The 22,197-nt window shown below is 58.6% G+C and carries 22 protein-coding genes and 2 pseudogenes; 7 read left to right on the top strand and 17 right to left on the bottom strand.

Features of this window, described 5'->3' with window-relative positions:
- Both PV768_RS19245 and PV768_RS19240 read left to right on the top strand, forming a co-directional pair.
- Positions 1 to 260: integrase core domain-containing protein (locus PV768_RS19245; protein ID WP_421093922.1), on the top strand; the 260-nt coding region annotated here is incomplete at its 5' end.
- An 18-nt stretch (positions 261 to 278) separates the two neighbouring features.
- A complete protein-coding gene (locus PV768_RS19240; protein WP_421093929.1) occupies positions 279 to 401 on the top strand; it encodes a hypothetical protein in 123 nt (40 codons plus the stop codon).
- A gap of 47 nt (positions 402 to 448) precedes the next feature.
- Here the strand turns inward: PV768_RS19240 and PV768_RS19235 are convergent.
- From PV768_RS19235 to PV768_RS19195, 9 genes and pseudogenes are all read right to left on the bottom strand, one after another.
- A pseudogene (locus PV768_RS19235) lies at positions 449 to 633 on the bottom strand (IS5/IS1182 family transposase); the annotation flags it as partial.
- A gap of 101 nt (positions 634 to 734) precedes the next feature.
- Positions 735 to 1,178: a hypothetical protein gene (locus PV768_RS19230; RefSeq protein ID WP_115787482.1), complete on the bottom strand. Its 444-nt coding sequence runs from the start codon at positions 1,176 to 1,178 to the stop codon at positions 735 to 737.
- A gap of 1,053 nt (positions 1,179 to 2,231) precedes the next feature.
- Positions 2,232 to 3,572: a hypothetical protein gene (locus PV768_RS19225; RefSeq protein ID WP_421093921.1), complete on the bottom strand. Its 1,341-nt coding sequence runs from the start codon at positions 3,570 to 3,572 to the stop codon at positions 2,232 to 2,234.
- On the bottom strand, positions 3,569 to 4,765 hold the full coding sequence (locus PV768_RS19220) for a hypothetical protein (protein WP_421093920.1): 1,197 nt from the start codon (positions 4,763 to 4,765) through the stop codon (positions 3,569 to 3,571). The genes PV768_RS19225 and PV768_RS19220 overlap by 4 nt, the downstream gene beginning before the upstream one ends.
- Positions 4,765 to 4,944, bottom strand: coding sequence for an acyltransferase (locus PV768_RS19215; protein ID WP_421093928.1), 180 nt, complete (start codon positions 4,942 to 4,944; stop codon positions 4,765 to 4,767). Before PV768_RS19215 ends, PV768_RS19220 begins: the two co-directional genes overlap by 1 nt.
- Before the next feature lie 326 nt (positions 4,945 to 5,270).
- The gene (locus tag PV768_RS19210; protein ID WP_421093919.1) at positions 5,271 to 6,359 is read right to left on the bottom strand and encodes a glycosyltransferase; all 1,089 of its coding nucleotides are present in this window, start codon (positions 6,357 to 6,359) and stop codon (positions 5,271 to 5,273) included.
- Positions 6,360 to 6,426: 67 nt separating this feature from the next.
- Positions 6,427 to 7,602 carry a glycosyltransferase family 4 protein gene (locus PV768_RS19205; RefSeq protein WP_421093918.1) on the bottom strand — a complete coding sequence of 392 codons (1,176 nt, stop codon included), beginning with the start codon at positions 7,600 to 7,602 and terminating at the stop codon, positions 6,427 to 6,429.
- Complete coding sequence (locus tag PV768_RS19200; RefSeq protein ID WP_421093927.1) at positions 7,602 to 8,171, bottom strand: glycosyltransferase; 570 nt, start codon at positions 8,169 to 8,171, stop codon at positions 7,602 to 7,604. Before PV768_RS19200 ends, PV768_RS19205 begins: the two co-directional genes overlap by 1 nt.
- Positions 8,172 to 8,738 (bottom strand): annotated as a pseudogene (locus PV768_RS19195) (glycosyltransferase family 4 protein); the annotation flags it as partial.
- Between the two features lie 356 nt (positions 8,739 to 9,094).
- Here PV768_RS19195 and PV768_RS19190 point away from each other — a divergent pair.
- The 5 genes from PV768_RS19190 to PV768_RS19170 all read left to right on the top strand — a co-directional run bounded on the left by PV768_RS19190 (position 9,095) and on the right by PV768_RS19170 (position 15,233).
- A complete protein-coding gene (locus tag PV768_RS19190) occupies positions 9,095 to 10,531 on the top strand; it encodes a sugar transferase (protein WP_421093917.1) in 1,437 nt (478 codons plus the stop codon).
- 41 nt (positions 10,532 to 10,572) lie between these two features.
- The gene (locus tag PV768_RS19185) at positions 10,573 to 11,886 is read left to right on the top strand and encodes a UDP-glucose dehydrogenase family protein (RefSeq protein ID WP_421093916.1); all 1,314 of its coding nucleotides are present in this window, start codon (positions 10,573 to 10,575) and stop codon (positions 11,884 to 11,886) included.
- Positions 11,887 to 13,743, top strand: coding sequence for a DUF4012 domain-containing protein (locus PV768_RS19180; protein WP_421093915.1), 1,857 nt, complete (start codon positions 11,887 to 11,889; stop codon positions 13,741 to 13,743).
- Positions 13,744 to 13,923: 180 nt separating this feature from the next.
- Positions 13,924 to 14,517 (top strand): LPXTG cell wall anchor domain-containing protein, encoded by a 594-nt coding sequence (locus PV768_RS19175; protein WP_421093914.1) that lies wholly within the window; start codon positions 13,924 to 13,926, stop codon positions 14,515 to 14,517.
- 329 nt (positions 14,518 to 14,846) lie between these two features.
- Positions 14,847 to 15,233, top strand: a complete 387-nt coding sequence (locus PV768_RS19170) for a VanZ family protein (RefSeq protein WP_421093913.1) — start codon at positions 14,847 to 14,849, stop codon at positions 15,231 to 15,233.
- 30 nt (positions 15,234 to 15,263) lie between these two features.
- On the opposite strand, the gene galU is transcribed toward PV768_RS19170, so the two are convergent.
- The 8 genes from galU to PV768_RS19130 all read right to left on the bottom strand — a co-directional run bounded on the left by galU (position 15,264) and on the right by PV768_RS19130 (position 22,158).
- Positions 15,264 to 16,154 (bottom strand): UTP--glucose-1-phosphate uridylyltransferase GalU, encoded by an 891-nt coding sequence (gene galU, locus PV768_RS19165; RefSeq protein ID WP_421093912.1) that lies wholly within the window; start codon positions 16,152 to 16,154, stop codon positions 15,264 to 15,266.
- A 54-nt stretch (positions 16,155 to 16,208) separates the two neighbouring features.
- A complete protein-coding gene (locus PV768_RS19160; RefSeq protein ID WP_421093911.1) occupies positions 16,209 to 17,111 on the bottom strand; it encodes a nucleotidyltransferase family protein in 903 nt (300 codons plus the stop codon).
- A gap of 9 nt (positions 17,112 to 17,120) precedes the next feature.
- Positions 17,121 to 18,656, bottom strand: a complete 1,536-nt coding sequence (locus tag PV768_RS19155; protein WP_421093910.1) for a polysaccharide biosynthesis tyrosine autokinase — start codon at positions 18,654 to 18,656, stop codon at positions 17,121 to 17,123.
- Between the two features lie 22 nt (positions 18,657 to 18,678).
- The gene (locus tag PV768_RS19150; RefSeq protein WP_421093909.1) at positions 18,679 to 19,896 is read right to left on the bottom strand and encodes an ATP-binding protein; all 1,218 of its coding nucleotides are present in this window, start codon (positions 19,894 to 19,896) and stop codon (positions 18,679 to 18,681) included.
- A 4-nt stretch (positions 19,897 to 19,900) separates the two neighbouring features.
- Complete coding sequence (locus PV768_RS19145) at positions 19,901 to 20,182, bottom strand: PqqD family protein (RefSeq protein WP_421093908.1); 282 nt, start codon at positions 20,180 to 20,182, stop codon at positions 19,901 to 19,903.
- Positions 20,179 to 20,745: a hypothetical protein gene (locus PV768_RS19140; protein WP_421093907.1), complete on the bottom strand. Its 567-nt coding sequence runs from the start codon at positions 20,743 to 20,745 to the stop codon at positions 20,179 to 20,181. Before PV768_RS19140 ends, PV768_RS19145 begins: the two co-directional genes overlap by 4 nt.
- A gap of 200 nt (positions 20,746 to 20,945) precedes the next feature.
- Positions 20,946 to 21,110: a hypothetical protein gene (locus tag PV768_RS19135; protein WP_421093906.1), complete on the bottom strand. Its 165-nt coding sequence runs from the start codon at positions 21,108 to 21,110 to the stop codon at positions 20,946 to 20,948.
- 268 nt (positions 21,111 to 21,378) lie between these two features.
- Positions 21,379 to 22,158, bottom strand: coding sequence for an enoyl-CoA hydratase/isomerase family protein (locus tag PV768_RS19130; RefSeq protein ID WP_421093905.1), 780 nt, complete (start codon positions 22,156 to 22,158; stop codon positions 21,379 to 21,381).
- Between the last annotated feature and the right edge of the window lie 39 nt (positions 22,159 to 22,197).

The raw sequence follows: 22,197 nt of genomic DNA, 5'->3' as shown, positions 1-22,197 counted from the left end.
ATCACCGGGCAGTTTTACTGGCCACCAGCGGGCCGATTAACTGGCCGCCCGTGGGCAGAAACAAATGGCCATTGACAAGCGGGGCGTTGAAGACCGAAACCGACGTGATGGAGATCGTCTTCGAGTGGGTCCACCGGTACAACAACGAACGCCTGCATTCCGCCCTGGATCACCAGACGCCAGAGGAATATGAGCAGACATATTATGATCTACAAACCGGCCCGTTACCCGACGACGCCGCCAACAAACAGGCGGAATGATGCCCGGGACGGTTCACCCTGTGGCTTACCTGGCACAGCGCCGGCAGCTACCGCAAGTACACGGCTTGTATGACCGAATGGGCACAAGACCTCAGCATTGAACCCGAGCAGGTAGAACAGCTGATCTTCAGGGGCAACTGACCGCGGTGCGGATTTAGCCCCCGTCCTTACACAGCGTTCGTTTGGGAGGACGTATCGGCGATCTTCTCGTACATGACCCCGAGCACGAGGACCTGGACAAGCTTGTCGAACACGACCCGGTCCGACACCCGGGGCCGGTGGCACCCCAAGGATGGGTGTCGATCACGGGCGGAATCAGGGCCTCGAATTGGGCCCAGAGGGGATTCATGACGGGTGATGGGACGACAGGCACAAGCATCCCGAGGCAACACTGGTTCTAGACAAACACGTGTTTATCAAAGCTTGTGCCTGCGCCGTTAAATCCAGCACGACCTCACCTACCGGCGGAACCTCTTAGGGCTTGACGCCGGAGTTTAGGTGGTTCTCATAGTCTTGACCGGCCGCGCGCATGTCTTCTTCGGTCACAAACCCCCGGTCGGCGAGAAGGATGGGGCGATATGATTTTGCTCCGTTAGTGCAGCGCACGTCGTCGTGCCAATTCTCGTTCATGGTCGGGTCGTAGAAACATGACCACCCCTTGCCGAAGACTTTCTCCCGCGACTCTTGTACCGCCTCTTCGATCTCCTGGTCGGTGGGCTCGTAGTCCTCATCAACATACTGAACGGGACGCTGAGAAGTGCGGGTCTGTCGATCTCCGTTAGACGCCCCAGTCAGGTCGGGCTGGCCGAAGAGCAACCATGCGCCAAAGCCGAGCACCGCTGCGCCGCTGATCCAAGCTAGGACGCCGGTGCCGAAGTCGGCCCACGCCCCGCTACGGTCCTTAGGTTTCGTCGTCATTTCCCCCCTTTGGATTAGCGTAGCGCTCGGCGCGGACTGGTTGGCAAGAGGCGTACACGTCCCGAAGATCCGTTTCGCCTGCATTCCGCCCTGGATCACCAGACGCCAGAGGAATATGAGCAGACATATTATGATCTACAAAACCGGCCCGTTACCCGACGACGCCGCCAACAAACAGGCGGCATGATTCCCGGGACGGTTCACCCATTCACGATGTAACCAACGTTCTGACTCAGTACAGGTAGGCCAGCGCGTTCTTCACCTGAGCGTCCGAGATTGTCCTGTGCGGGGCACATCCTCCCCGGCGGGGCCTAGCTTGCTACCGGTAGTGACTGAGGGCCATGTAGCTCAATCACCGGGTCGTATCCACGACCGTGAACGATAACGTCCGCCCCACCCCGTGCCGCCAGCCAGAACGGCAGCCAACCCCAGAACTTCCCAGGCTGCGCCGCTAAGGACCGATCGTCGTGAACGCAACGGTGGTTCCATCCCCTCCGAGCGAGACAGCGCGAACCCAACGTTTAACCGGTGCTATTACTCGGTGAGCACGATTTGCTGATCCTGACTTAGGCCCTCCCCTTCCGCCCGCTGGGGAGACTATTTTGGCGACCAGGTACTGGTCGTCGTCCATTCCCGGCCGCCAGGCACCATGCCGAAGTCATTATCCTCATATGTCTTCAACTACCGCCATAAACAGACCTACGTCGACTGGCTGCCCACGAAATAAACGGAATTTCGACAAAAAATCTCACCTGGCCGATCTTCAGCCCCAAACGGCGCCAAACGGTTTACTCTAGGCCGGTCATGATCGAACAGTAAAGCGTGGTTCACCGCCAACCAATAGGTGCGTAGCCCCGGCAGAACCTCTCTCAAAACGTCAATGGCCCGGCAACTGGCTCGTTTAATGCCCCCTGCTCACCAAGTGGCGGTTCAAGGCAGCAAGATTCTGAATGTTGCCCTCGACCCCAAGAGGGCCGCCGCGATAACTATGCACATGGTTCCGTGAGTGGACGTGCACCCAATAGCCACTGCAAGCCCCGCGCCGCCAGCCGATCAATGACTCTTGCGCAAACGTAGTCTTTCAAGAGTTTGCTCCGCATCCTCATCAGCGTAGGCGTTCCCCATGCTGGCAAGAAAAGCAACGATTGCCATTGAACCGGTGAGCCCCCAAAACGAACCCGAAAGCATAATCGCTGCGAGAAAGCAGACGACCACCCGGGTTGAGGCACGCTCTTGCGGGGGGACCAGGAGAAACGACCCGTAAATAGCCCAGGTGAGAAGAAGCAGCAGAAAAAGGGCAAGCCCCGGAAGACCAATCTGAAGTGCCACAAAAAGGTAACCATTATCGGCTGCTATGCCTCCGAGTGGATAATCAGCAAGGGGACCTTGTGGGGCGAATTTCGCAGCGACTGGCCCTGATGCTCCGAGTCCGTAACCCAGCGGTCCTTCACCAATAAGTTTGAGAGCCACTGGCAGGGTCGTATCCTGCCGGACATTGAATGAATAATCCGAGGAAAGCCCAAAAAGCGTCTGAAACCTTGCTAACGCAAGGTCGACGCGCTCCGGCGCCAAAGCCGCCAAAGCAACAACACTGAGCATTGAAACGGCGATGACGGCGGTGAATCTTCGCGCAATCGAACCACGCCGGCTAGCGACTCGCACTGAGCCCAAAGTAAAAATCAATACCGCCAGTGCAAAAAGGGCGCCAACCAATGCACTCCGCTGTAACACTACGAGCGTGACCACAGCCGAAGAAAGGCCGAGCATCCAAACTGAGGGGCCCGCTACGCGGAAGCCCCTCGTAACCATAGTCGCACAGGCCCACATGAAAGCACTCCCAGCAAGCATCGATAGCTCCTGGCCTGTGGCCTGCAAGCCCAGGAGTCTAGTCTGCGAATCCACTTGATAACTCGCCCCCGACTCTGCCAGTTCATGCAACTCGATAGCACTCAAACCAAACACGGCCTGCCAGAGTGCAACCAGCATATTGGCAAGTAGGACAGCCAGCACAACACGCCTAATTGTTCCCTTGGCCCGAGAAGTTAGGGCTGTCGTCTGCAAAAGCATAGCTATTGCGAGACCCCAGACCATCGCTCGCAAACCGTATACGGCTTGATCACCCATAGATAGAACCGCAGGAACCGAAGCAACTAAGACCCAGGTCAAGAACATCCACGCCGCATACCAGGCGGGCGATTTACGAAGCGCCAGTCGATTGTTTCCAAAAAGCGATGTGATTACGAGTACCGCGATGCATAGGTCAGGAAGTACATTTAGCAGTGATTCAAGACCCGCTACATACCTAGTCAAACCCGGGGCGGCACCGCAGCTGATCACGAGGGCGATTGCAGCGATGCAGAACACCAGCTGCGAAAGCTTTGCGCCAGTCTTCATAGATGCCGACCCCTCTTATGCTTCATGGCGAGTGCGATTACGCCAAGACAGCCTAATGCCACCCCAGCGGACCAAAGACCTAAACCCAGAGATATCCTTCCCTCAGAAAAGTTGGCTAAAGATGCGAAAGCGGCGCAGATAACGAATAGCTGAATTCCGATGGCTACACCCAAAGAGCGCCGGGCAGTCAAGACATTTATGGCAGAAGCAGCGAGCGCCTGCACCGCAACTCCGAGAGACAAGAGCCCGACCAAAAGAGGAAGGTCACGATATGCCTCACTTAGCAACTCACGCGCTATAAAGGAAATAATTATCACAAGCACGGTCCCAGGCCAAAGCGCCTTTATCGCTGACAGAAGCTGTTTATTGGTCAGCCGAGGTCTGCGTGCTGAACTAGCTTCCTTAAACGAAATAGCCGAGCGCATCTGCGGAAGGCTGGACTGCAACTCGGCCAAACTCAAGGCGATAGAAATCGCCGCAGTGATTGCAGGAGGCAACCAGATTCCGGAAGCAATTACCGGCGTGCGTGATAGCACGAGCGATTGAGCTTGTGAAAAAAAGAAGGAGAGAGATTGGTTATAAACGCGGAGCATTTCACGCACTGTAACGCCGCCATGAGCAAATTTGGAAAAATCAACAACAAAAATACAGCAAATGAATTGCAACGCTATATAGATGGACGCAACGGCGATCGCTGAAAGTGACGAAAAAAGGTAGAGCATGAATGACGCAAAAAGCGTCACTAATGGAACCAATCCGCGAAGCGAAGTGCTGAGGAAGTACTGACCGTTGCCGTACTGGCGCCAACTGAGGTTATTGAAAAGCGAACCTCCAAAAATACCTAGCGCGCTCAAAATGCCGAGAGCATCCGGAAAATCGGGAAAGGGTTTAACGGCGATAAGCAGCACAGCCGCGACCACGGCAAACGCAGCCTGCGGTAGCAAATGGCCTCTGATTATCAGCCGTGCGGAGATCGAATCCCCCCGCGCGCTACACTGCAAAATTTCCGACTGTACGCCAAAGCATGCCAAGTAGCTCCCGACGCTGATAATTGCCAAGAAGATGGCCACAAGGCCTCGTTCCGAAGGTGCAAGGATCAACGCACTAAAAAACGTCAGGGCCGCACTGCCGCCCAAACTGATGAGCTGGGCTAGATAGGGGCTACCCGCTAGTTTTCTTGCTTTGGCCCACATCAGCGACGTCGGATGAAGCGCGCTGGAACTCCGGCATAAACCGCGTTCTGCGGCAAGTTCTTGGTTACGACTGCGGAAGAACCGACCACAACGTTTGAACCTATCGAAACACCCGGCTGTATGACACACCGCGTACCAATCCAACTGAAAGCACCAATAACAACGGCGTTTGTAAACATTCCCTGACTGTGTATTGGCGTGTCTGTTAGGTCTGAATTGTGAGTAGAGGTCAACACGATGGATTCAAATCCTATCAAGGCGCCCCGCTCTATCGTGAGACCACCTCGAGCGTCTAGTACGGTACCGCGTGCAACTGAGGCGCCATCTTCGAGAATCAATCCTTCGGCGCCGACAATTCTCACGCCTTGCGCTACAACTACACCCCTTCCAACTTTCGCGCCCGCCATACGCAGCAAAGTGATCCTCATCTGCCTTGCGAATTTTCCTGGGAAGTGTCGTACAACCCTCTCATCAATCGTCCTCAGAAGACGGGTCTTCAGCCGATTCATAAGTTATTCTCCCTTGAGGTAACAAGAGCTGCGAGGCATTCAGAATTAATTTCAGCATTAAACTTCTGTTCGGCCCATTCCCTTTGACGGGCTGCAATGGCAGTTCGAAGATCAGCGTCTTGGAGACTGACGAGGCGACCTCTCCAGAACGCAACGTTATCCCGTTCCTCTCGCGGCACAACCAGCAGATCCCGATTGTCAGGGTGAATCGCTTCGGCACAGCCTCCTACATCGCAGACTAGCGGAACGACGCCCGTCAAGCTTGCTTCGACTAGCACCATGGGTAATCCCTCCGACTTTGATGTCATCATGATCACGTCGATTTCTGAATAAATTTCGTTCTGCGGGCGGAATCCTAACAACTTAATCCCGTTAAGAGCTCCTTCAACCTGGGGACGAAGCGGACCGTCGCCGAAGATTCTGGCATCCACTTCGTCCTGACCGCCCAAAATTGAGCAAAATAGCACGGGATCCTTCTCGGGAGAAAGTCTCCCGACGAAACCCACTCGCAACTGTTCGGATGGCAATCTAGAAACCGACTCGGACAAATGGCTGTCCTTAAGCGAAGGATAGACTGTGACTATGTCCCGCCCTTTTAGATCGTGAGAAATAATCTCTGAAATATAGTCACTAACCGCAATGATCCGATGCGCGCGTCGAGCCGAGAACAGCCAAAGCCACTTCCAGATATGTCGCTTGATCTTACCGGTCTGACCGTAAACAGGATACGGTTGCCCAAGTACATATATCGTCCAATTTGCTTTTGTTATGGGTCGGACAAAAATGCCGTAGATAATATCTGATTGAGAAATGGAAGTGACGACATTTGCACACTGTCTATCCCGCACCAAGGAACGCAGTTCGGTAAGCGACCAAAAAACGGATCGTAGCCCGAGTTTGATTTGAGGATTAACGGCTGAATCCCACTCATCGTGGCCTCGTAGCAGAACTAACTCCCGAACATGCGGCGATAGAAGCCTCCCATAGTTCTCCCACAATTGGTATGCACCAGCACCCTTTGTGGATGGTGACGACCAAATCAGCAAAGATCGATCTTTACATTTTGAAATGCCGACAGTGCTCATATTGTTTTCCTCTGATCGCCGTCCAACCCAAGTACATTTACGAGAGACGTAACTTTCGCACTTGGACTCACTTCAAAACCTCAGCAAAAACGCGACCGTGGGCATTCGCGACCTCGCTGTCACTCAACAGACCGGACGTCTGAGGTGCCTCAGCCTGAAGTTTGAGCAGAAGATCCCTGTCAGAGGACAAGCGCCGGAGCGCATCTGCTAACGCCCTGGCGTCTCTGGCTTCGACCAGAAGACCGTTGACACCATTGCTGATCCATTCTGCTGGTCCGCCCTCATTGGATGCCACGACCGCCTTACCGGCCGCCAAGTACTGCAGTACATTCTGGCCAAGAGGTTCCGGTCGAGTAGACGCCTGTACGCAGACATCCACCCGAGACAAAACTTGGGATATGTCGTCAACGTGGCCTAGGAAATGAACCCGGTCCTCAAGCCCTCTAGAGACCACCTCTTGCCGAAGGGACAACAGGAACTCCTCACGCCCAAAAAGCGATCCCCCAGCAAAAAGTAGTTCTTCCGAACCGTCAGGAAAAGCACATGCGAATGCTTCTAGAAGCAACGACTGGCCCTTCCACGGATCAATCCGCGCAATCATAGCAATGCGAAGGGGTGATGGCTCCAATGAAGGATCATCCTGCTCAGTTCGGTCGATGCCTATCGGACTATGAATTACTGCGGTCGGTACTTCACGCCGGCCCAGCAATAGCATCGCCGTCTCTAGCGTTGACTTGGAATTCGATATAATGCCGTTGGCACGTCTTAACGCAATCCGAGCAAACGCCTGCTGCCCCAATAGACCAAGACTTTCTCTTGTAATCTGATCGCGCAACTGCAGTACCAACTTCTTGTTCGTTCCTAGACAAGCAAGAGCACCGTAGAGGCCTGATCGCGACGTATTTGCGTGAACGACTTCCGCGCTCCTGAACTCCTTGGAGGTCCGCACAGCTACAGCCTGACCAAGGATCTGTGATACAAAGCGAACGAATCGTGCGAAGGAGCCCTGAGAGGCCGCACCTGGGGTTTGAGCCGGACCGACGTTGCTCCGCGTGACGTGCCTAGGGGCTTTTTCAAACACGCGCTCGTCGGTTGATTCTGATCGAGGAAGGAGAATGCTCGGGCTCCAGTTGGAAGCCGCGGTGACGAGCCGCACAAGAGCCAGTTCTGCGCCCCCAGCCTCATGGCTATGGTCGAGATGCAGGACTTTGATGGACTGAGATTCTGGTGCTTTTTGCTTCATTAGCCCATCCATTCAGAAATGTTCTTACGGAATATGGACTTATCGAAGAGCTGTGCCCGCGCCGACGGAGCATCTCGATTAAGACTGGCTGCCGCAGACACGCTGGCGTGGAGGCTAGACCTACTAAAGTCCTCTAAAAGAATGCCGGATCCTCCGTGGACAACACTCTCACCCGCACCTCCAGCGTGGTTTGCAATAACAGGGGTACCAGAGGCCATAGCCTCAACGGGCATAATTCCAAAGTCTTCTATTGGCGGAAAAATAAAAACCATTGCCCGCTGATACAAGGCACGAAGCAGTGGTCTCGACGGGGACTGAAGGATCTGCACAGGAACCCGTGCGGAATCAGCCTGCTGCCGTAAAGAATTTAATTCTGGTCCATCTCCTGCAAGAACAACCGGCAAATCAGCAGCAATACCTGCATCGATGACCAAGTTCAACCCTTTATATGGCACAAAACGCGAGGCACCCAACAGATATTGATCAGGAAGATTCTCCAGAATTCGCTTTTCGTTATCATCGAGAGCAGCCGTAGCACTTCGGTGATTAGAAAAGTACTGAACGTCCACTGGTGGGTGTATGACCGTCGCGGGCATATTCCAGGTAGCCTGTATTCTGTCGCGAACAAAGCTGCTATTGGCAGCGATTGATGTAGCCTCCGCGGCCCGCGTCCTATCGATCCTTTGAAGCACGCGCGAGGCAGCCTGAATCGCAACTGACTTCCCGCGTGTATCAAGTTCTGGGTTCCAGATGTAGCGCGCAGGAGTATGAGCGTAAACATACTTAGGCACTGCGGTGTCTTGCCCGTGAAGTTGAGCGTGATGGGCAAACAGATGAGAACTGCACAAGATCCATTCGGCGTCAGCTTCCGGAATCCGCCGCCACGTCGGAAGCATGAAGGGAAGTGCCATCGGCTTTGAGCGGCGGAGTGGCGTGGAACTAAGCCATGACTGCCGGACCTCTCGACCCACAAACCGCTCAGGATAATCATCCCAGAGACAGAAGATAGGAGCATCGGGATAGAGCTCGCTGAACTGCTCAACAACGGACTCTGCACCACCGTGCCTTTCAAGCCATTCGTGCACTATAAGTCCGGACAAAAAAACCCCCAAGTATTTGATCGGGCAAACAATCATTTTGTGCGTAGCACAAGCTCATAAGCACTCCGTCAAGCTTGACTGCGCTGACGAGGTCGGCAGGTCAAGCTAACGAGATCCCTAAGGAGCGCCCGCCGAGTGAAATGATAGAGCACCGGTGGCAAGGGCTAACAACCGAACCTCGCGATCCCCATCTGACCATCCGAGGACCACCAGCTGCCCAGAGCCGCAACAAAGTCAAGTAGAGGGCCCGGAGCCAGCTATAGTCGTACTGATCGTCGAGACGCGACTGTTGCCAATCATTCCTTGCTTCGGGCCGCAGGCTCGCCTCCGCGCGGTCGTTCGGTCTCTGAGCGGACTGGTTCGCTCTAGCTATTACACTATGGGGATATTGGATGGGGACAGTGTCCAATTGGCGTGCTAAAACTGCTCGCACGCTAAGTATCGTTGACGCCTTCATCATTGTCTGGGCAGTAGCTGGCGCTTACGTGGTCAGGTTTGGAGTGGAACCTGGTTCCACCGACTCAGACCACGAATCCCTTTATTTATGGCTTTCGGCCGCCTTATCGGTCGTTTGGTGGGGGATGCTGGGCGCATGGAACTCACGGCAAAGTCGTATATTGGGCGCGGGGCCCGACGAGTACAAGAGAGTGGCGGCAGCTTCTCTATGGTTATTCGGACTTGTGGCCATCATTTCCTATGTTTGCCGATTTGATACGGCACGAGGATACGTAGGCGTTGCTTTGCCCGTTGGCCTGATTGGATTGCTTGTCGGGCGCTGGCTGTTACGACAGCACTTAGGAATAGACAGACTCAAAGGCCAAAGCATGTCGCGCTTGCTTCTACTAGGAAGCCAAAGCGCCGTGGCGCATCTTTACGATTCTCTGACCAGCGCGAAGGCAGCCGGTTATCGCCCGGTTGCCGCTTACACTCCTGGCTCGCGTCCGGACGCCGATTTTGAGCCAGAGTCCGGGCTACCAATTCTCGGTCACGAAGCCAAGGTGTCAAATATCATGTCCGCGATCAGGTGTTGCGGTGCGGACGCCGTAGCGGTAACAGCGGGCGTGCAGTTGCATCCTCAAACCTTGCGACATCTGGGATGGGAGCTTGCCGCTAATAATGTCGGTCTCATAATGGCGCCTGCTTTGACTGATATCGCTGGCCCTCGTATTCATACCCAGCAGGTGGCAGGCCTCCCGTTGATTCATGTCACCACACCGACCTTAGAGGGCGGCCAACGAGTGGTGAAGCGTCTATTTGACGTTACCGTGTCGGGCCTCTTGATCGTCTTGTCTGCTCCGGTCATGTTATTTGTCGCCGCACTTATAAAACTGGACGACAAAGGCCCAATTTTCTTCAAACAGGAGCGTGTGGGGATTGAAGGTATTCCTTTTCGCATGTACAAGTTCCGGTCTATGGTTACAGACGCAGAGCAGCGGCTGAAAGACCTTCGGCACCGTACTGACGGCAATGGCGTGCTGTTCAAGATGAAAAATGATCCGCGGGTTACGCGAGTCGGCCAGTTTTTGCGTAAGTTCAGCCTGGATGAACTACCTCAGCTTTTCAACATTTTTTCTGGATCTATGAGCCTTGTAGGCCCGCGGCCCCCTCTGCCATCCGAAGTTGAAGAGTACGAGCACGACGTCCGGCGCAGATTATTGGTTAAGCCCGGCCTAACCGGCCTTTGGCAAGTAAGCGGGCGCTCAGACCTGTCTTGGCAGGACTCCGTACGTCTTGACCTGTACTACGTTGAGAACTGGTCGTTGGCCGGAGACTTACTCATCCTCATAAAGACCTTCCGCGCTGTCTTTCGAAGCGCTGGAGCCTACTGATTCTCTGGCGGCCCAGTGACCGCCTCGGGAAGGGAAATCTAATGCGAATATCGGTTATAGGTTGCGGCTATTTGGGAGCGGTCCACGCCGCCTGCATGGCTAAACTCGGACATGAAGTTGTGGGAATCGATGTAGATGAAAGAAAGATTGCAGATTTATCTGCAGCCCGCGCACCCTTCTTTGAACCCGGATTAGAGGACTTGCTGCGCGAGGTCCAAGCAACTGGGCGGCTTTCCTTCACGACGGACATGGCGGCCGCCGTGGGTAACTCCGTGCACTTCATTTGCGTGGGCACTCCGCAGAAGAAGGGCGAGAATGCTGCTGACATGACCTACGTGGACGCCGCCACAGCCGGCCTTCTCCCCCATCTTTCCCCTGGGGATGTCGTAGTTGGGAAGTCGACTGTTCCAGTGGGAACCGCCGCAAGGTTGGCAGCGATTGTCAAAGATGCTCAACCCGAGGCTCACCTGTTGTGGAACCCAGAATTCCTTCGAGAAGGACACGCTGTTTCTGACACCCTTCAGCCCGATAGGCTGGTCTACGGAGTAACCGGAGGTTCTGAGGACCATGATGCCGTTCAGATCCTAGACCGAGTTTACGCCACCCCCCTAGAGGCGGGCGTTCCTCGGCTGGTTGCTGACCTGCCAACTGCTGAATTAGTCAAGACGGCCGCCAATTCATTTTTGGCCACAAAAATTTCTTTTATCAACGCGATGGCAGAACTCTGTGATGCTGCTGGCGCTGATGTGACGGTGCTAGCGGACGCGATTGGCCTAGACGACAGGATTGGCCGTAAGTTTCTCAATGCAGGGATTGGATTCGGTGGAGGTTGTCTCCCCAAGGATATCCGTGCGTTCATGGCGCGGGCAGGGGAACTTGGCGCCGACCAGGCTTTGACGTTCCTTCGTGAAGTAGATGCAATCAATATGCGTCGGCGGATACGCGTTGTCGAATTAACACGGGAGCTGTGCGGAGGTTCACTTTTAGGCCAGCGTGTTACCGTGCTAGGCGCGGCCTTCAAACCTGAGAGCGACGACGTCCGTGATTCTCCAGCATTGAGTATCGCAGCGCAGCTGCAGCTGCAGGGAGCAGTTGTTACCGTAACGGATCCTCAGGCACTCCAGAATGCTGCTCGCCGCTTCCCGGAATTGCATTACGAAGAATCCACCGACGCTGCTATTCATCGAGCTGATGTCCTTCTGCTGTTGACAGAGTGGCAGGAGTACCGCGATTTAGATCCCTATGAAACTGCAGCCATGGTGGCCTCACCGAAAGTGTTGGACGGCAGAAACGTCTTGGAGCATCATAAATGGCGGGCTGCAGGATGGACGTACCGCGGACTGGGACGACCTTAGATGGAAACCGGCAACCCGCGGGAAAAGGACACTAATAACCAACTCTCGCACCCGACTTTTCGTTCCCCACGAAAGCGGCTGAAAGTCAGCCTCCCCATCATTGTGTTCCTTGTACTCATCGGCAGTGGAACGGTTTGGGTGGGGCTTAAGGCATCGTCGATCAAGACTGAGCTAGAGGCAGCGGCTCGTCTTATACCCCAGCTGAAGCAAGAGATCGTGGCATCGGATGCAGAATCAGCCGCTAATACAGCTAATGAGCTTCGCGATCACACATTGGTTGCCAGGCGTGCCGCCGAAGATCCCCTATGGACCCTGGCGTCTAGTCTGCCGTGGATCGGACCAAATCTTAGTGCAGTTTCCGAGGTAGCCAGATCAGCTGATGATGTAGCAGGACTTGGTCTTATTCCTTTGCTCAACGTGTACGAGTCTCTCGACTGGCAGGCACTAGTTCCCACTGGTAAGGGCAGCACTTTAGAACCCCTAAAGGCTGCTGCTCCAACTATAGAATCAGCTGCGTACACCGTCCGGGCTTCGTCCGAAAGACTGCAGGATATCGATACCACTCAACTCTTGCCGCAAGTAGCGCGTCCCCTGCTTGAGGCAGGTGACGAGCTTAGGGAAGCAACAGGAGCTCTCGACTCGGCCGCGGATGCCGCCAAAGTAGCCCCCAATATGCTGGGGGCCGATGGCCCAAGAACGTATCTGCTGATGATTCAAAACAATGCAGAGGCCAGGGCTTCAGGAGGAATACCCGGGGCTCTAGCTGTTCTGACCCTGGATCGAGGAAAGCTTTCCCTCGATGCTCAAAGTAGCGCTAGTGACTTGGGTGTGGTATCGCCCGCTCTATCAGTAGACGCCGAACAAGAAAGGATCTTTTCGACCCGTCTCGGCAAATACATGCAAGATACGAATCTCACCCCTGACTTCCCCACCGCCGCGAGTACTGCTCAGGCTATGTGGGAGAAAAAGACTGGCCAGCGGGTCGACGGGGTCATCTCCATTGATCCAGTTGCCCTAAGCTACATCCTGGAGTCAACGGGACCTGTCGAGCTCAGCGGTCCTGAACTTACTGCAGTGAGAGTATCTGGACTTCCAACGGAACTGACAGGCGGCAATGTCGTCCCCACGTTACTTTCGGACGTTTACGCCAAAATCAAGCAGCCAAAGCTGCAGGACGCGTACTTCGCGAGCGTGGCTAAGGAAGTCTTTTCCGCCCTTTCCAGCGGAAAAGGCGGGGCCAAAGGACTTATCCTCGGCATAACCCGCGGGACGGAGGAAGGACGAGTAATCGTTTGGTCTTCTAGATCCTCCGAACAGGCCGTCATTTCTAAGTACTCTCTGAGCGGTTCTGTCTCGGGACCTAGCGTGTCCCCCGCTCAGTTTGGGGTCTATTTCAATGACGGCACGGGAGCCAAGATGGACTACTACGTTAAGCACACCGTTCAGCTTGTAAAGGAGTGCCCTGCCGACGGCTACAAACAGACGACTGTTCGAATCACAAGTAGCAACACAGCACCTGCTGACGCAGCCGATTCCCTTTCTGCCTACGTTACTGGAGGAGGTGTGTTCGGCGTCAGCCCAGGGACCGTGCAGACAAATATCGTTGCTTACGGACCCGTGCAGGCAAATGTCGAATCAGCATCTGTCAACGGCAAGAAGGAACAGTTTGCACCCTACCTGCATGCGAACCGCCCGGTCGGTGTTGTCGCTCAGCAACTTGCGCCAGGGGAAAGTAAAACTGTCGACTTCACTTTCGGAAAAATCGTCCAGCATACGGAACCTAAATTGGTTGTCACACCGTCCGTTCAGCCTGTAAAGGACGTCATACTCCCAACGAAAAACGCACCCTGTCCATAGGGGCGGCGGCGGTCGCGTTAACACTAAGTAAACCGACTTGATTGAGCTTGGTGACAACCGGTCGAGGATGGTACCGTCTTTCTTGGGATAGCTATCCGGAGTTCTGCACAGGGTCTCGTGCGGAGGGGAACACTCCCCATATCGGGTATTCAAAAAACTTAAACGTCTCCGGGGGGACACATGAAAAAAACACTCGCAGCACTCGCGCTTGCCGGTTCTATTGCACTTGTAGGGGCGGCTCCTTCGATGGCAGCCACCTACCCCGCCCTTCCGCCGCAGGCCGCCGTTTCTGACGGCGTCGTAGGCCCGGGTGAAGACTTCATCTTCAGCGGCCAAGGCTTCCTTGCGGGTGAAACCCTCACCATCACCGTGACGCCGGGCGAAGCTCCGGCCTCGGACGGCGCAAGCATCGCCGGTGGTGCAGCTGTAGCGGCGAAGATCAATCTTTACTTTGCCCCAAGCACTCTCAGCACCACGGCTGACGCGCAGGGTCGGTTCTCGCTTCCCATTTCCATCACCGAAGCCGGCACCTACTCCATCACGGCAACCGGCAACACCTCCGGTGTAACCGTTGGTCCAGTGACGGTTAAGGTTGCTGCTTCTCTGGCCAACACGGGGGGCGCCCCGCTGGCTAACACGGGCAGCGGCCTGGCCAACACCGGCGCTGACTCCGGTCTGATCCTCTGGACCCTCGTCGGTGCAGGAGCACTGGCTGCCGGCGCAACTTCCGTTGTTGTTGTTCGCCGCCGTGCCAAGGCTGAGGCTGCTGCCTAACCGCAGCACACAATAACCACCGAAGAAGGTGGGTGTACTCCAGAAATGGGGAACACCCACCTTCTTTCTTTAAAATGGCAACCGGCTGAGAAACCCGGCGGCCGGGCTGTGGTATCAATGAGAGCTATGGGGAGACATTGGCGCAGAACACCGAGAGAGTACGACTTCTCCATACCCCTCCCCCGCCTGCAGGTGCTCCGCTACGCCCTTCTTTTACTTCTGGCGGCATCCGCCACCGCGACCACAGCATTAGCCCTTCTACGGACCTCCTGAGGCCCAGTTTGGGGAACCTCCGCGACCAAAGGCTTTGGCAGGTCATCCTCGCAGCCATGCTCATTGCTCTGTCCGTCATTGCGTTTTGGCCAAGCCCCGTCGATCAGCCTGTACAAGGTCAACTGGCTGCTGCGCTGGATTTCCTTCATCGCAACGGAATTCCAGCTTGGTTCAACTACAAATTTGTTGAGGCATCGGCAAATGTAGGACTCTTCGTGCCGCTAGGAATAGTAAGCTCGCTGGCCTTTCCTGAGAAATGCTGGTGGCAGGTTGGAGCATTTGGCCTGCTGATTTCCGGTTGCATGGAGCTCGGTCAGTTGCTATTTCTTCACAACCGCTTTTCAACCCCGCAAGACCTCGTGACAAACACATCGGGAGCAGTCATAGGGGCACTCCTGACCGGGTGGGCGCTCAAAAGACAGAGGTCCGCCACCCTTGGGTAGCGGACCTCTGGAAGTCATTGAAGCGTAAAGCTAGTTCACGAAGCCCTTCATCCAGGTCTTCAGGTCCTCGCCGAACTCTACGCGTTCAGAAGCCAAGGTGATGACTGCTTTGAGGTAGCTCAGCTTGTCGCCGGTGTCGTAGCGGCGGCCCTTGAAAACGACCCCATAGACTCCGGAGCCTTCACCCTCGCCGGCGGCCAAGGTCTGGAGCGCATCGGTCAGCTGGATCTCGCCGCCGCGGCCCGGCTCGGTGTTCTCCAGGACGCCGAACACTGACGGGTGCAGCACATACCGCCCGATCACCGCGAGGTTGGACGGCGCCTCGCCCACGGCAGGCTTCTCAACGAGGCTGTTGACGCGGACGTAATTCTCGCCGTCCACCGCTGTGATGTCCGCGCAGCCGTAGGCGCTGATCTGGGACGGGTCCACCTCGATCAGAGCGATCACTGAACCGCCGGTCTTCTGCTGCACCTCCATCATGGTGCTCAGCAGGTCCTCGTCCTCGTCAATGAGATCATCGCCGAGCAGGACGGCAAAGGGCTCATTGCCCACGTGCTGGCTGGCGCACAGCACCGCGTGGCCCAGGCCTTTGGCCTCACCCTGGCGGACGTAGTGGATAGGTCCCAGCTCGGAAGCGTACTGCACGGACTCCAGACGGTCCTTGTCCCCCTTAAGCTCCAGGGCACGCTCCAAACCCGGCTCGCGATCGAAGTGGTCCTCAAGGGAGCGCTTGTTGCGCCCCGTGATCATCAGCAGGTCGGTGAGGCCGGACCTAACGGCTTCCTCAACGACGTACTGGATGGCCGGCCGGTCAACGACCGGCAGCATTTCCTTCGGCATTGCCTTAGTGGCGGGCAGGAAGCGAGTCCCCAATCCGGCAGCAGGAATGACGGCTTTGGTGATAGCTTTCCCCGTAGTCATAGCTGAACCTTACAAATCAGGGGTAGACAAAGGCAATTTCTCCGCCTAAAGGGCTTACCGAAGTCCGCGGAGATCGCGCACGAGCCGCGGAGCTGAACGGAGGAATCTTGCCCATCTGGCTCGGTGGTGCACGAGCCGACCCCGGAGGGACGTGTCAGCGTAGATGTTCCCGGCCAAGAAGGCCTCGTCCGGAGGGAAAACAGCGCGCCACAGCATCCCTGGCTTCTCCCGCCACGGCGCCTGGACGATTGCCACGAGCCGGGCACTCCCCGGTTCCCTGGCCATCAGCCGGTTGCGCCATTCCACTGAAGGTTCCGGCCATTCTGGCGCGGCGGAGTGCGGCAGAAGGTTCTCAAGAAAAGGGCGCATGGCCGCCAAAGAGCCAGTTGCCGTCGCAACCTCCAGGATGGCTAACGCGTCGGAGTGGTGTGTGGTGATGTCCGACAGGAATTCGAGCTCCTGCCGGCATGCAGGCAGGTGGGGCGACCGTAGGGCGTGCAGTGCCAGGATCAGGATTCCCAGCCCCTTTGACGGGACGCGCACCGACTGTCCGGCAAGCTCGAGAACTTCGGTGCTTGCCCACATCACCTCGAAGCAGGCGGCGGCCGGATGTTCCATTCCCGGAAAGCGGAAGTGGACGTCGATGCAGCACGGCCAGTCAGGGTGGTCCAGCGTAACGGAATGCTTGGGAAACGTCCTGCTGTCCGGATCCACAGGGCGTTCCCGCCAACCGCGTTCCCGCAGGCCGTGCAGCAGCTGCTCCAGACGGGCGGGATCACCGAAAACGTCCACGTCAGCTGACGTTTTGGGCTGGCGCAGGCCCTGAAGCACGCTTGCCGGGCCCTTGATGAAGAAGGCCCGGATGCCCAGGCCGTCCGCCAGCCGCGCTACCAGGGCGTGGCCCAGGAGCACGCCCTCGGAGATGCTGAGCTGCGTGACACTGCCGTCGTCCGCCACGGGCACTGCCTAGTTCCGGACTCTGCGGCCGCTGAGCGCGGCTTCAAGGGCGCTCTTGGATCCGCTGGCTGCCACGGTGACAGGGCATTGGGGTTCAGCCGCAGGCTCTGGGCTGGACGTGGAGGTATACGTTCCGTAGTAGGAGTAAGCGTCGGTTCCCTTGGTGGGCACATAGTTGAGGACCGCGCCCAGGATCCGGCCCCTGACCTTGTCCAGGTTTCCCAGGGACTGTGCCAGCTGCTCCTGGGTGGTCCTGCCCGTCCGCACCACCACGATGGCGCCGTCCGCTGCACGCGAAAGCACCGCGGCATCCGTCACAGGCAGCAGCGGCGGGGCGTCGATCAGGACGACTGCGTCTTCGGCAAGGGCGTTCAGCATGTTCCTCATGGCGCGGGAGCCCAGCAGCTCGCTGGGGTTCGGCGGGATGCGCCCCGAGCCGAGGACTGAGAGGTTCGGGAGGGCACCCCATGGCTGGAGGACGTCCGCCAGCTCGGCGGAACCGGTGAGGACATCGGTGACCCCGGCGCCCGGAACCAGGTTGAAAACGTCCACCAGCGTGGGCCGGCGGAGGTCGCCGTCGACCACTATAACGTTCTCGCCCGCCGCCGCCATGGCGACCGCCAGGTTGGCCGTGACAGTGGACTTTCCTTCCGCCTGCACGGAGCTGGTGACCACGATGATCCGCGGCGGCTGGTCCACATCCAGGAAGCTGAGGTTGGTGCGCAGCTCCCGCAAGGCCTCAGCCATGGCTCCGCCGGCATCATGCACCTGCGCCTCGGTGCCGGCGTCCAGGACCGTGCTCTTCCCGTCCAGCCGGTGGTCCACCGGCAGGGTGCCCACGACGGGGACACCAAAGAGCCGTTCGACGTCGGCAGCCTTGCGGATGCGGCGGTCAAGGTGCCGGCGGACCACCGCATAGGCCACACCTAGGGCCAGGCCGACGAGCGCGCCCAGCGCCAGGTTGAGCTTGGTATTGGGTGAGGTGGGGCTGGCGGGGAGGACCGCCTTGCCCAGCGGGAGCACACGCACAGCCGTCGCCGCGGGGGCCACCTGCGTGCCGTCCGGGGCTGCCGTTTCGATCGCCTCCACTTGGGCGGCGAGGCCGTTGACCCAGGCATCAGCCACGCGCTGCGCTGTGGCCGGGTCCGTGGACTGGGCGGTCACCCGGATCTCCGCAGTATCCAGCGGGACCTTCACGGTGATGTTGCCGAGCAGCGCATCTGCGGTGGTCTTGAGCTCCAGCGAGGCGATGACACGGTCCGCCACCAGCCGCGACTTTGCCACGGACTCGTAGTTCTTGACCTTGGCCTTCGCCAGGCTGTCGCCGGCCAGTGACAGGCTTACGTTGTCCGAGCCCGGCGTGACCACGATGCCGCTGGAATCGGAGGAGTAGATCTTGGGCTGGAGGACGGTCCAGCCCAGCGCCGCCAGGGTGGCCAGCAGGGTGAACGCGACAATGGCCTTCCAGTAGACCCGAAGGACCCGGAGGTAGTCCGTCAGGTCCATGCCGGCGGGCGCGTCCGCGGGAGCGGCCGTGGTGCTCATGTGGTTCCTTCCACTCAAAAATCTACTTGCGGCCCTGTGCCAGGACTGACTTTGCGATGAGCTGCTCGGTGGCCGCGGCGACGGCGTCCCGGTAGCCTTCCGGGGTGCCGTGCACCTTGCCGACTTCTTCGGCCAGCTGGTCCGGACGTATTGGGCTGGCGGACGCTGCCCAGATGGCCGGGCCGATGCCGCTGAGCCGCACAACCTGGTTCTCCATCATCACCAGCAGGTCCCCGCCGATGGCCACGGCGTCCCTTGGCGCGGCGCGGCGGATGTAGCCCTCTGGGATGTGCCTGAAGCGGGCGGCTTCAGCCGCAGGGGCCTCCCACGCGCTGGTGTCCCCTGGCTGCATCCGGAACAGCGGCTCCAGGGCGGCAGGCAGGTCCGCGGCTTCCGTGTAGGTCACCTGCCAGACTCCCCCGACGCGGTCGATCAGGCGGCACAGCGACTGCAGCGGCTCCACCATCTCGGCCTGCGAGGACGAGTCCGGGATCAGGGCGAGCACGGCATCGGCCATCGGGACCCTCTGGAGCTTCGGCGCCGCAGGGCGGCCGCCTGGGACCCGGTTCAACAGCACGATCGACTGGAGGAAGGGCCTGGCAGGGGCCGGCAGGAGTCCGAGCTCGTCCGGTCCCACCTGCTGCTTGGGGGTGCCTGGCCTTTGCTTCACGGACAGCGGCTTGGGGTAGGGCACCACCGAGCCGTCCGGGCGGATGGCTACGGTTTCGTCCGTGACATACCCATAGACCTCTGCCAGCAGGGAAGCCGCGGTGGTCTTGCCCGTTCCGGACTTGGCCACCAGCGCCACAACGGCCCCTGTGGCAGGGTCCGCCACCCCGCAGGCGTGCAGCATCGTAAGTCCGCCCGCGTTGGCCAGGATGGCGGCCACCGTGAGCCGGGACGTGAGGTGCTCGGCCAACTCCTCGAAGGAGGCGGCCTGCAGCTGGAACGTACCGTCGTCGTACTTCTTTGACTGGTAGGTGACGGACGCCGTGAACGGCTGGTCCATGGTGGGCTCTGGCGGCAGCGGCGGGAGGAAGGGCCCGCCGCCGTCAACGCACCGCGCCCACGCCCAGCGCATGGCATCCCGCTGCTGCCACGTCACCGCAGCGCCCCAACAGACCGTGAACTGCGTTCCCAGGACCTCCAGGCACAGCAGATCGCTGCCTCTCGCCAATTCCTCGAGCAGGCGGTGCTGCCACGCCAAACGTGTGTTCTCCAGGGTTCCCGTGGACCTCATGCCGTCACCGGGAATCGCCGCGGACAGCCTCAATGAGGCGCTGGGCTTCGAGGCTGGCGAGGAAGCTTTCCACCTGGGCCTGCATCTGGCCTGCCTGGTCCTCAAAGTTGGCCTCAAGCTCAGCCAGGATGGACTGCTGGGTCCGTTGCCCGTCGATCAGTTCCCAGATCGCTGCCGCCGGGCCTTCCAGGACCACGGGCTGTGTTGCATCCAGGTGGAGCAGGGCAACCCGGCTGGCTGAGTGGGTGCGGACTTGGGCCACGAGGCAGGAGTGATGCCAGATCATGGGAAGGTGATTGCCAGCGTCGAAACTGCTGGTGTCAGGGTGGTCCCGCCGATTGTGACAGTAAGCGTGACCGTGTACGTGTATGCGCCGGCCTTGTTTGGTTTGGTGTACTTGAAGCCGGCTAGGGCCACACGAAGCAAGTGACTGCCTGGCGTGGTGGTCAACGTCCCCGCGAAGGTCGTGGCCTTGTCGGCGCCCTGGCCGATCGAAGACGTGCCGGTGCCAGGCGACACTGAAGTGATTTCGACCTTTGAACTCTGCTCGGATCTATCGGCGAGAATTGTGACGGTGTACGAGACTGACGATCCCGTAAACGCAGTTCCGGTCTGAATATCGAATGTAGTGGGCGCCTGGACTGTCAGTGAGCCGGAGCTCCCCGTGGCGGCCGCTGCGCCAATAAGCCCCCACGTCACGGTTGCGGGAACTGCGGATGCCGCGGCCGCCGGTGCGGCAATGGCGGTTGCGATCACCGGCAGGGACCAGGCTACGCCCGCAACAACCCTGCGCCGGCTGATGCCGTGCTTTTCGCTCTCAGTGACCTTCGCGTGCAGAACCTCGGACAAATGCGCTCCCGTGTCGGTGTGAAGCCGCCGCTCAGCCGTTCAGGCCCGCGAGCGTGCAGTGGCCGGGCTTTCCCGGCTCCGACAACTCTCGCCAACGCAAATAAAGATTTGGTGCAACCAACCTTCAAGGTTTGGTCAAGATCAGGGAAAGTTCTTTTGGAAAACGGTTTCACCTGCGGTGATAGGAGGCTGCGTCGCTCCTATGCCGACGGGTAAGGCCCGGACTCGGCCGCGAACGTGGTTCCGCCTTCATCCGTCACCATCTGGTCCGATTCCCTGAGCGCAGCCGACGCGGAACAGTCATCGCACCGGCCAACAAACTGGTGGGGGCAGGCCGCGAGTTTGACTCCATCCCCGGTAGACATTCTGGTTCGCATGGTTCCCGCCGTTCCTGAATCGTCCCGGTTCACCAGGAGACTCATTCATCCAACCGCCGCGAGGGTGGTGCCGGCGAATGCTGCGGTGGGAGCCGTGGCCACTAAGCCCTCGCCTCGCCGGCACTTCCATTGAACAACCAGGCCGCGCAGGTAACACGAGTAGGCGATACCCGTTTACAACGGGGCAACCGTACTTACCCAAGTGCAGTGAACCGCTCCCTACCTAAGCCCCCACCGGGCTGGGCTCCACAGGCGCCTAACCCCGAAACTGCGGCTCGCGCTTCTCCTGGAACGCCCGGAACCCCTCGGCATAGTCATCGGTTTTGCAGAGCCGTGCCTGCTCAGTGTTTTCCTCCGCCATGGCCTCCCACAGGCCCAGCCGCTGGTCCCGGATGTGGGCCACCAGCTCCTTGCTGGCAACAAAAGCTCCGGTGGCACCCTGCGCCACCTTGGCAACGATCTCCCGGGTGCTGTCCAGCAACGACTCCGCCGGCATGGCCCGGCTGAACAGCCCCTGCGCCACGGCTTCGGCGCCGGAGATCAGGTCCGCCGTGTAGATCAGGTCCAGCGTCCGGTGCATGCCCAGCCGCTCGGTGAAGTACCAGTGCCCGCCGGAATCCAGCGTGGCGCCCAGCTTGGCGAACGGCGAGCCGAACCTGGCGTTCTCCGCCACGTACACCACGTCCGTGGCCAGCAGCAGCCCCAGCCCCACGCCCAAACAGGCACCGTGGGCAGCCGCGAACGTGGGCGCCGGGAAGGACGCCATCTTCTTCAGCAAAGGCTCCACCAGCCCGCCCAGGTACGCGGCGGCGTCGTCGCTCTCCGGCGTCACGTTCTGGATGTCGCGGCCCGCGCAGAAGGCGCGGCCCTCTCCCCTCAGCAGCAGCGCCCGCACCTCACCGCGGGAGGCGGCGGCAGCAGCGTCGTCGTACGCCTGGGACAGCTCCGCCAGCGCCTGCTCGTCCAGCGAGTTCAGCTTGTACGGGGCGTCCAGCACAACCTCGGCAACGCCGTTGGTGATGGAGAGGGAAATCATGGGGCTCCTATGGTTCAGACGGGCAACGGTGGGACCGGG

The sequence above is a fragment of the Pseudarthrobacter sp. CC4 genome (assembly GCF_048957775.1).
Lineage (GTDB): Bacteria > Actinomycetota > Actinomycetes > Actinomycetales > Micrococcaceae > Arthrobacter.
Note: the sequence above shows the minus strand (reverse complement) of the source record. Positions and strands in the feature narration are given on the sequence as shown.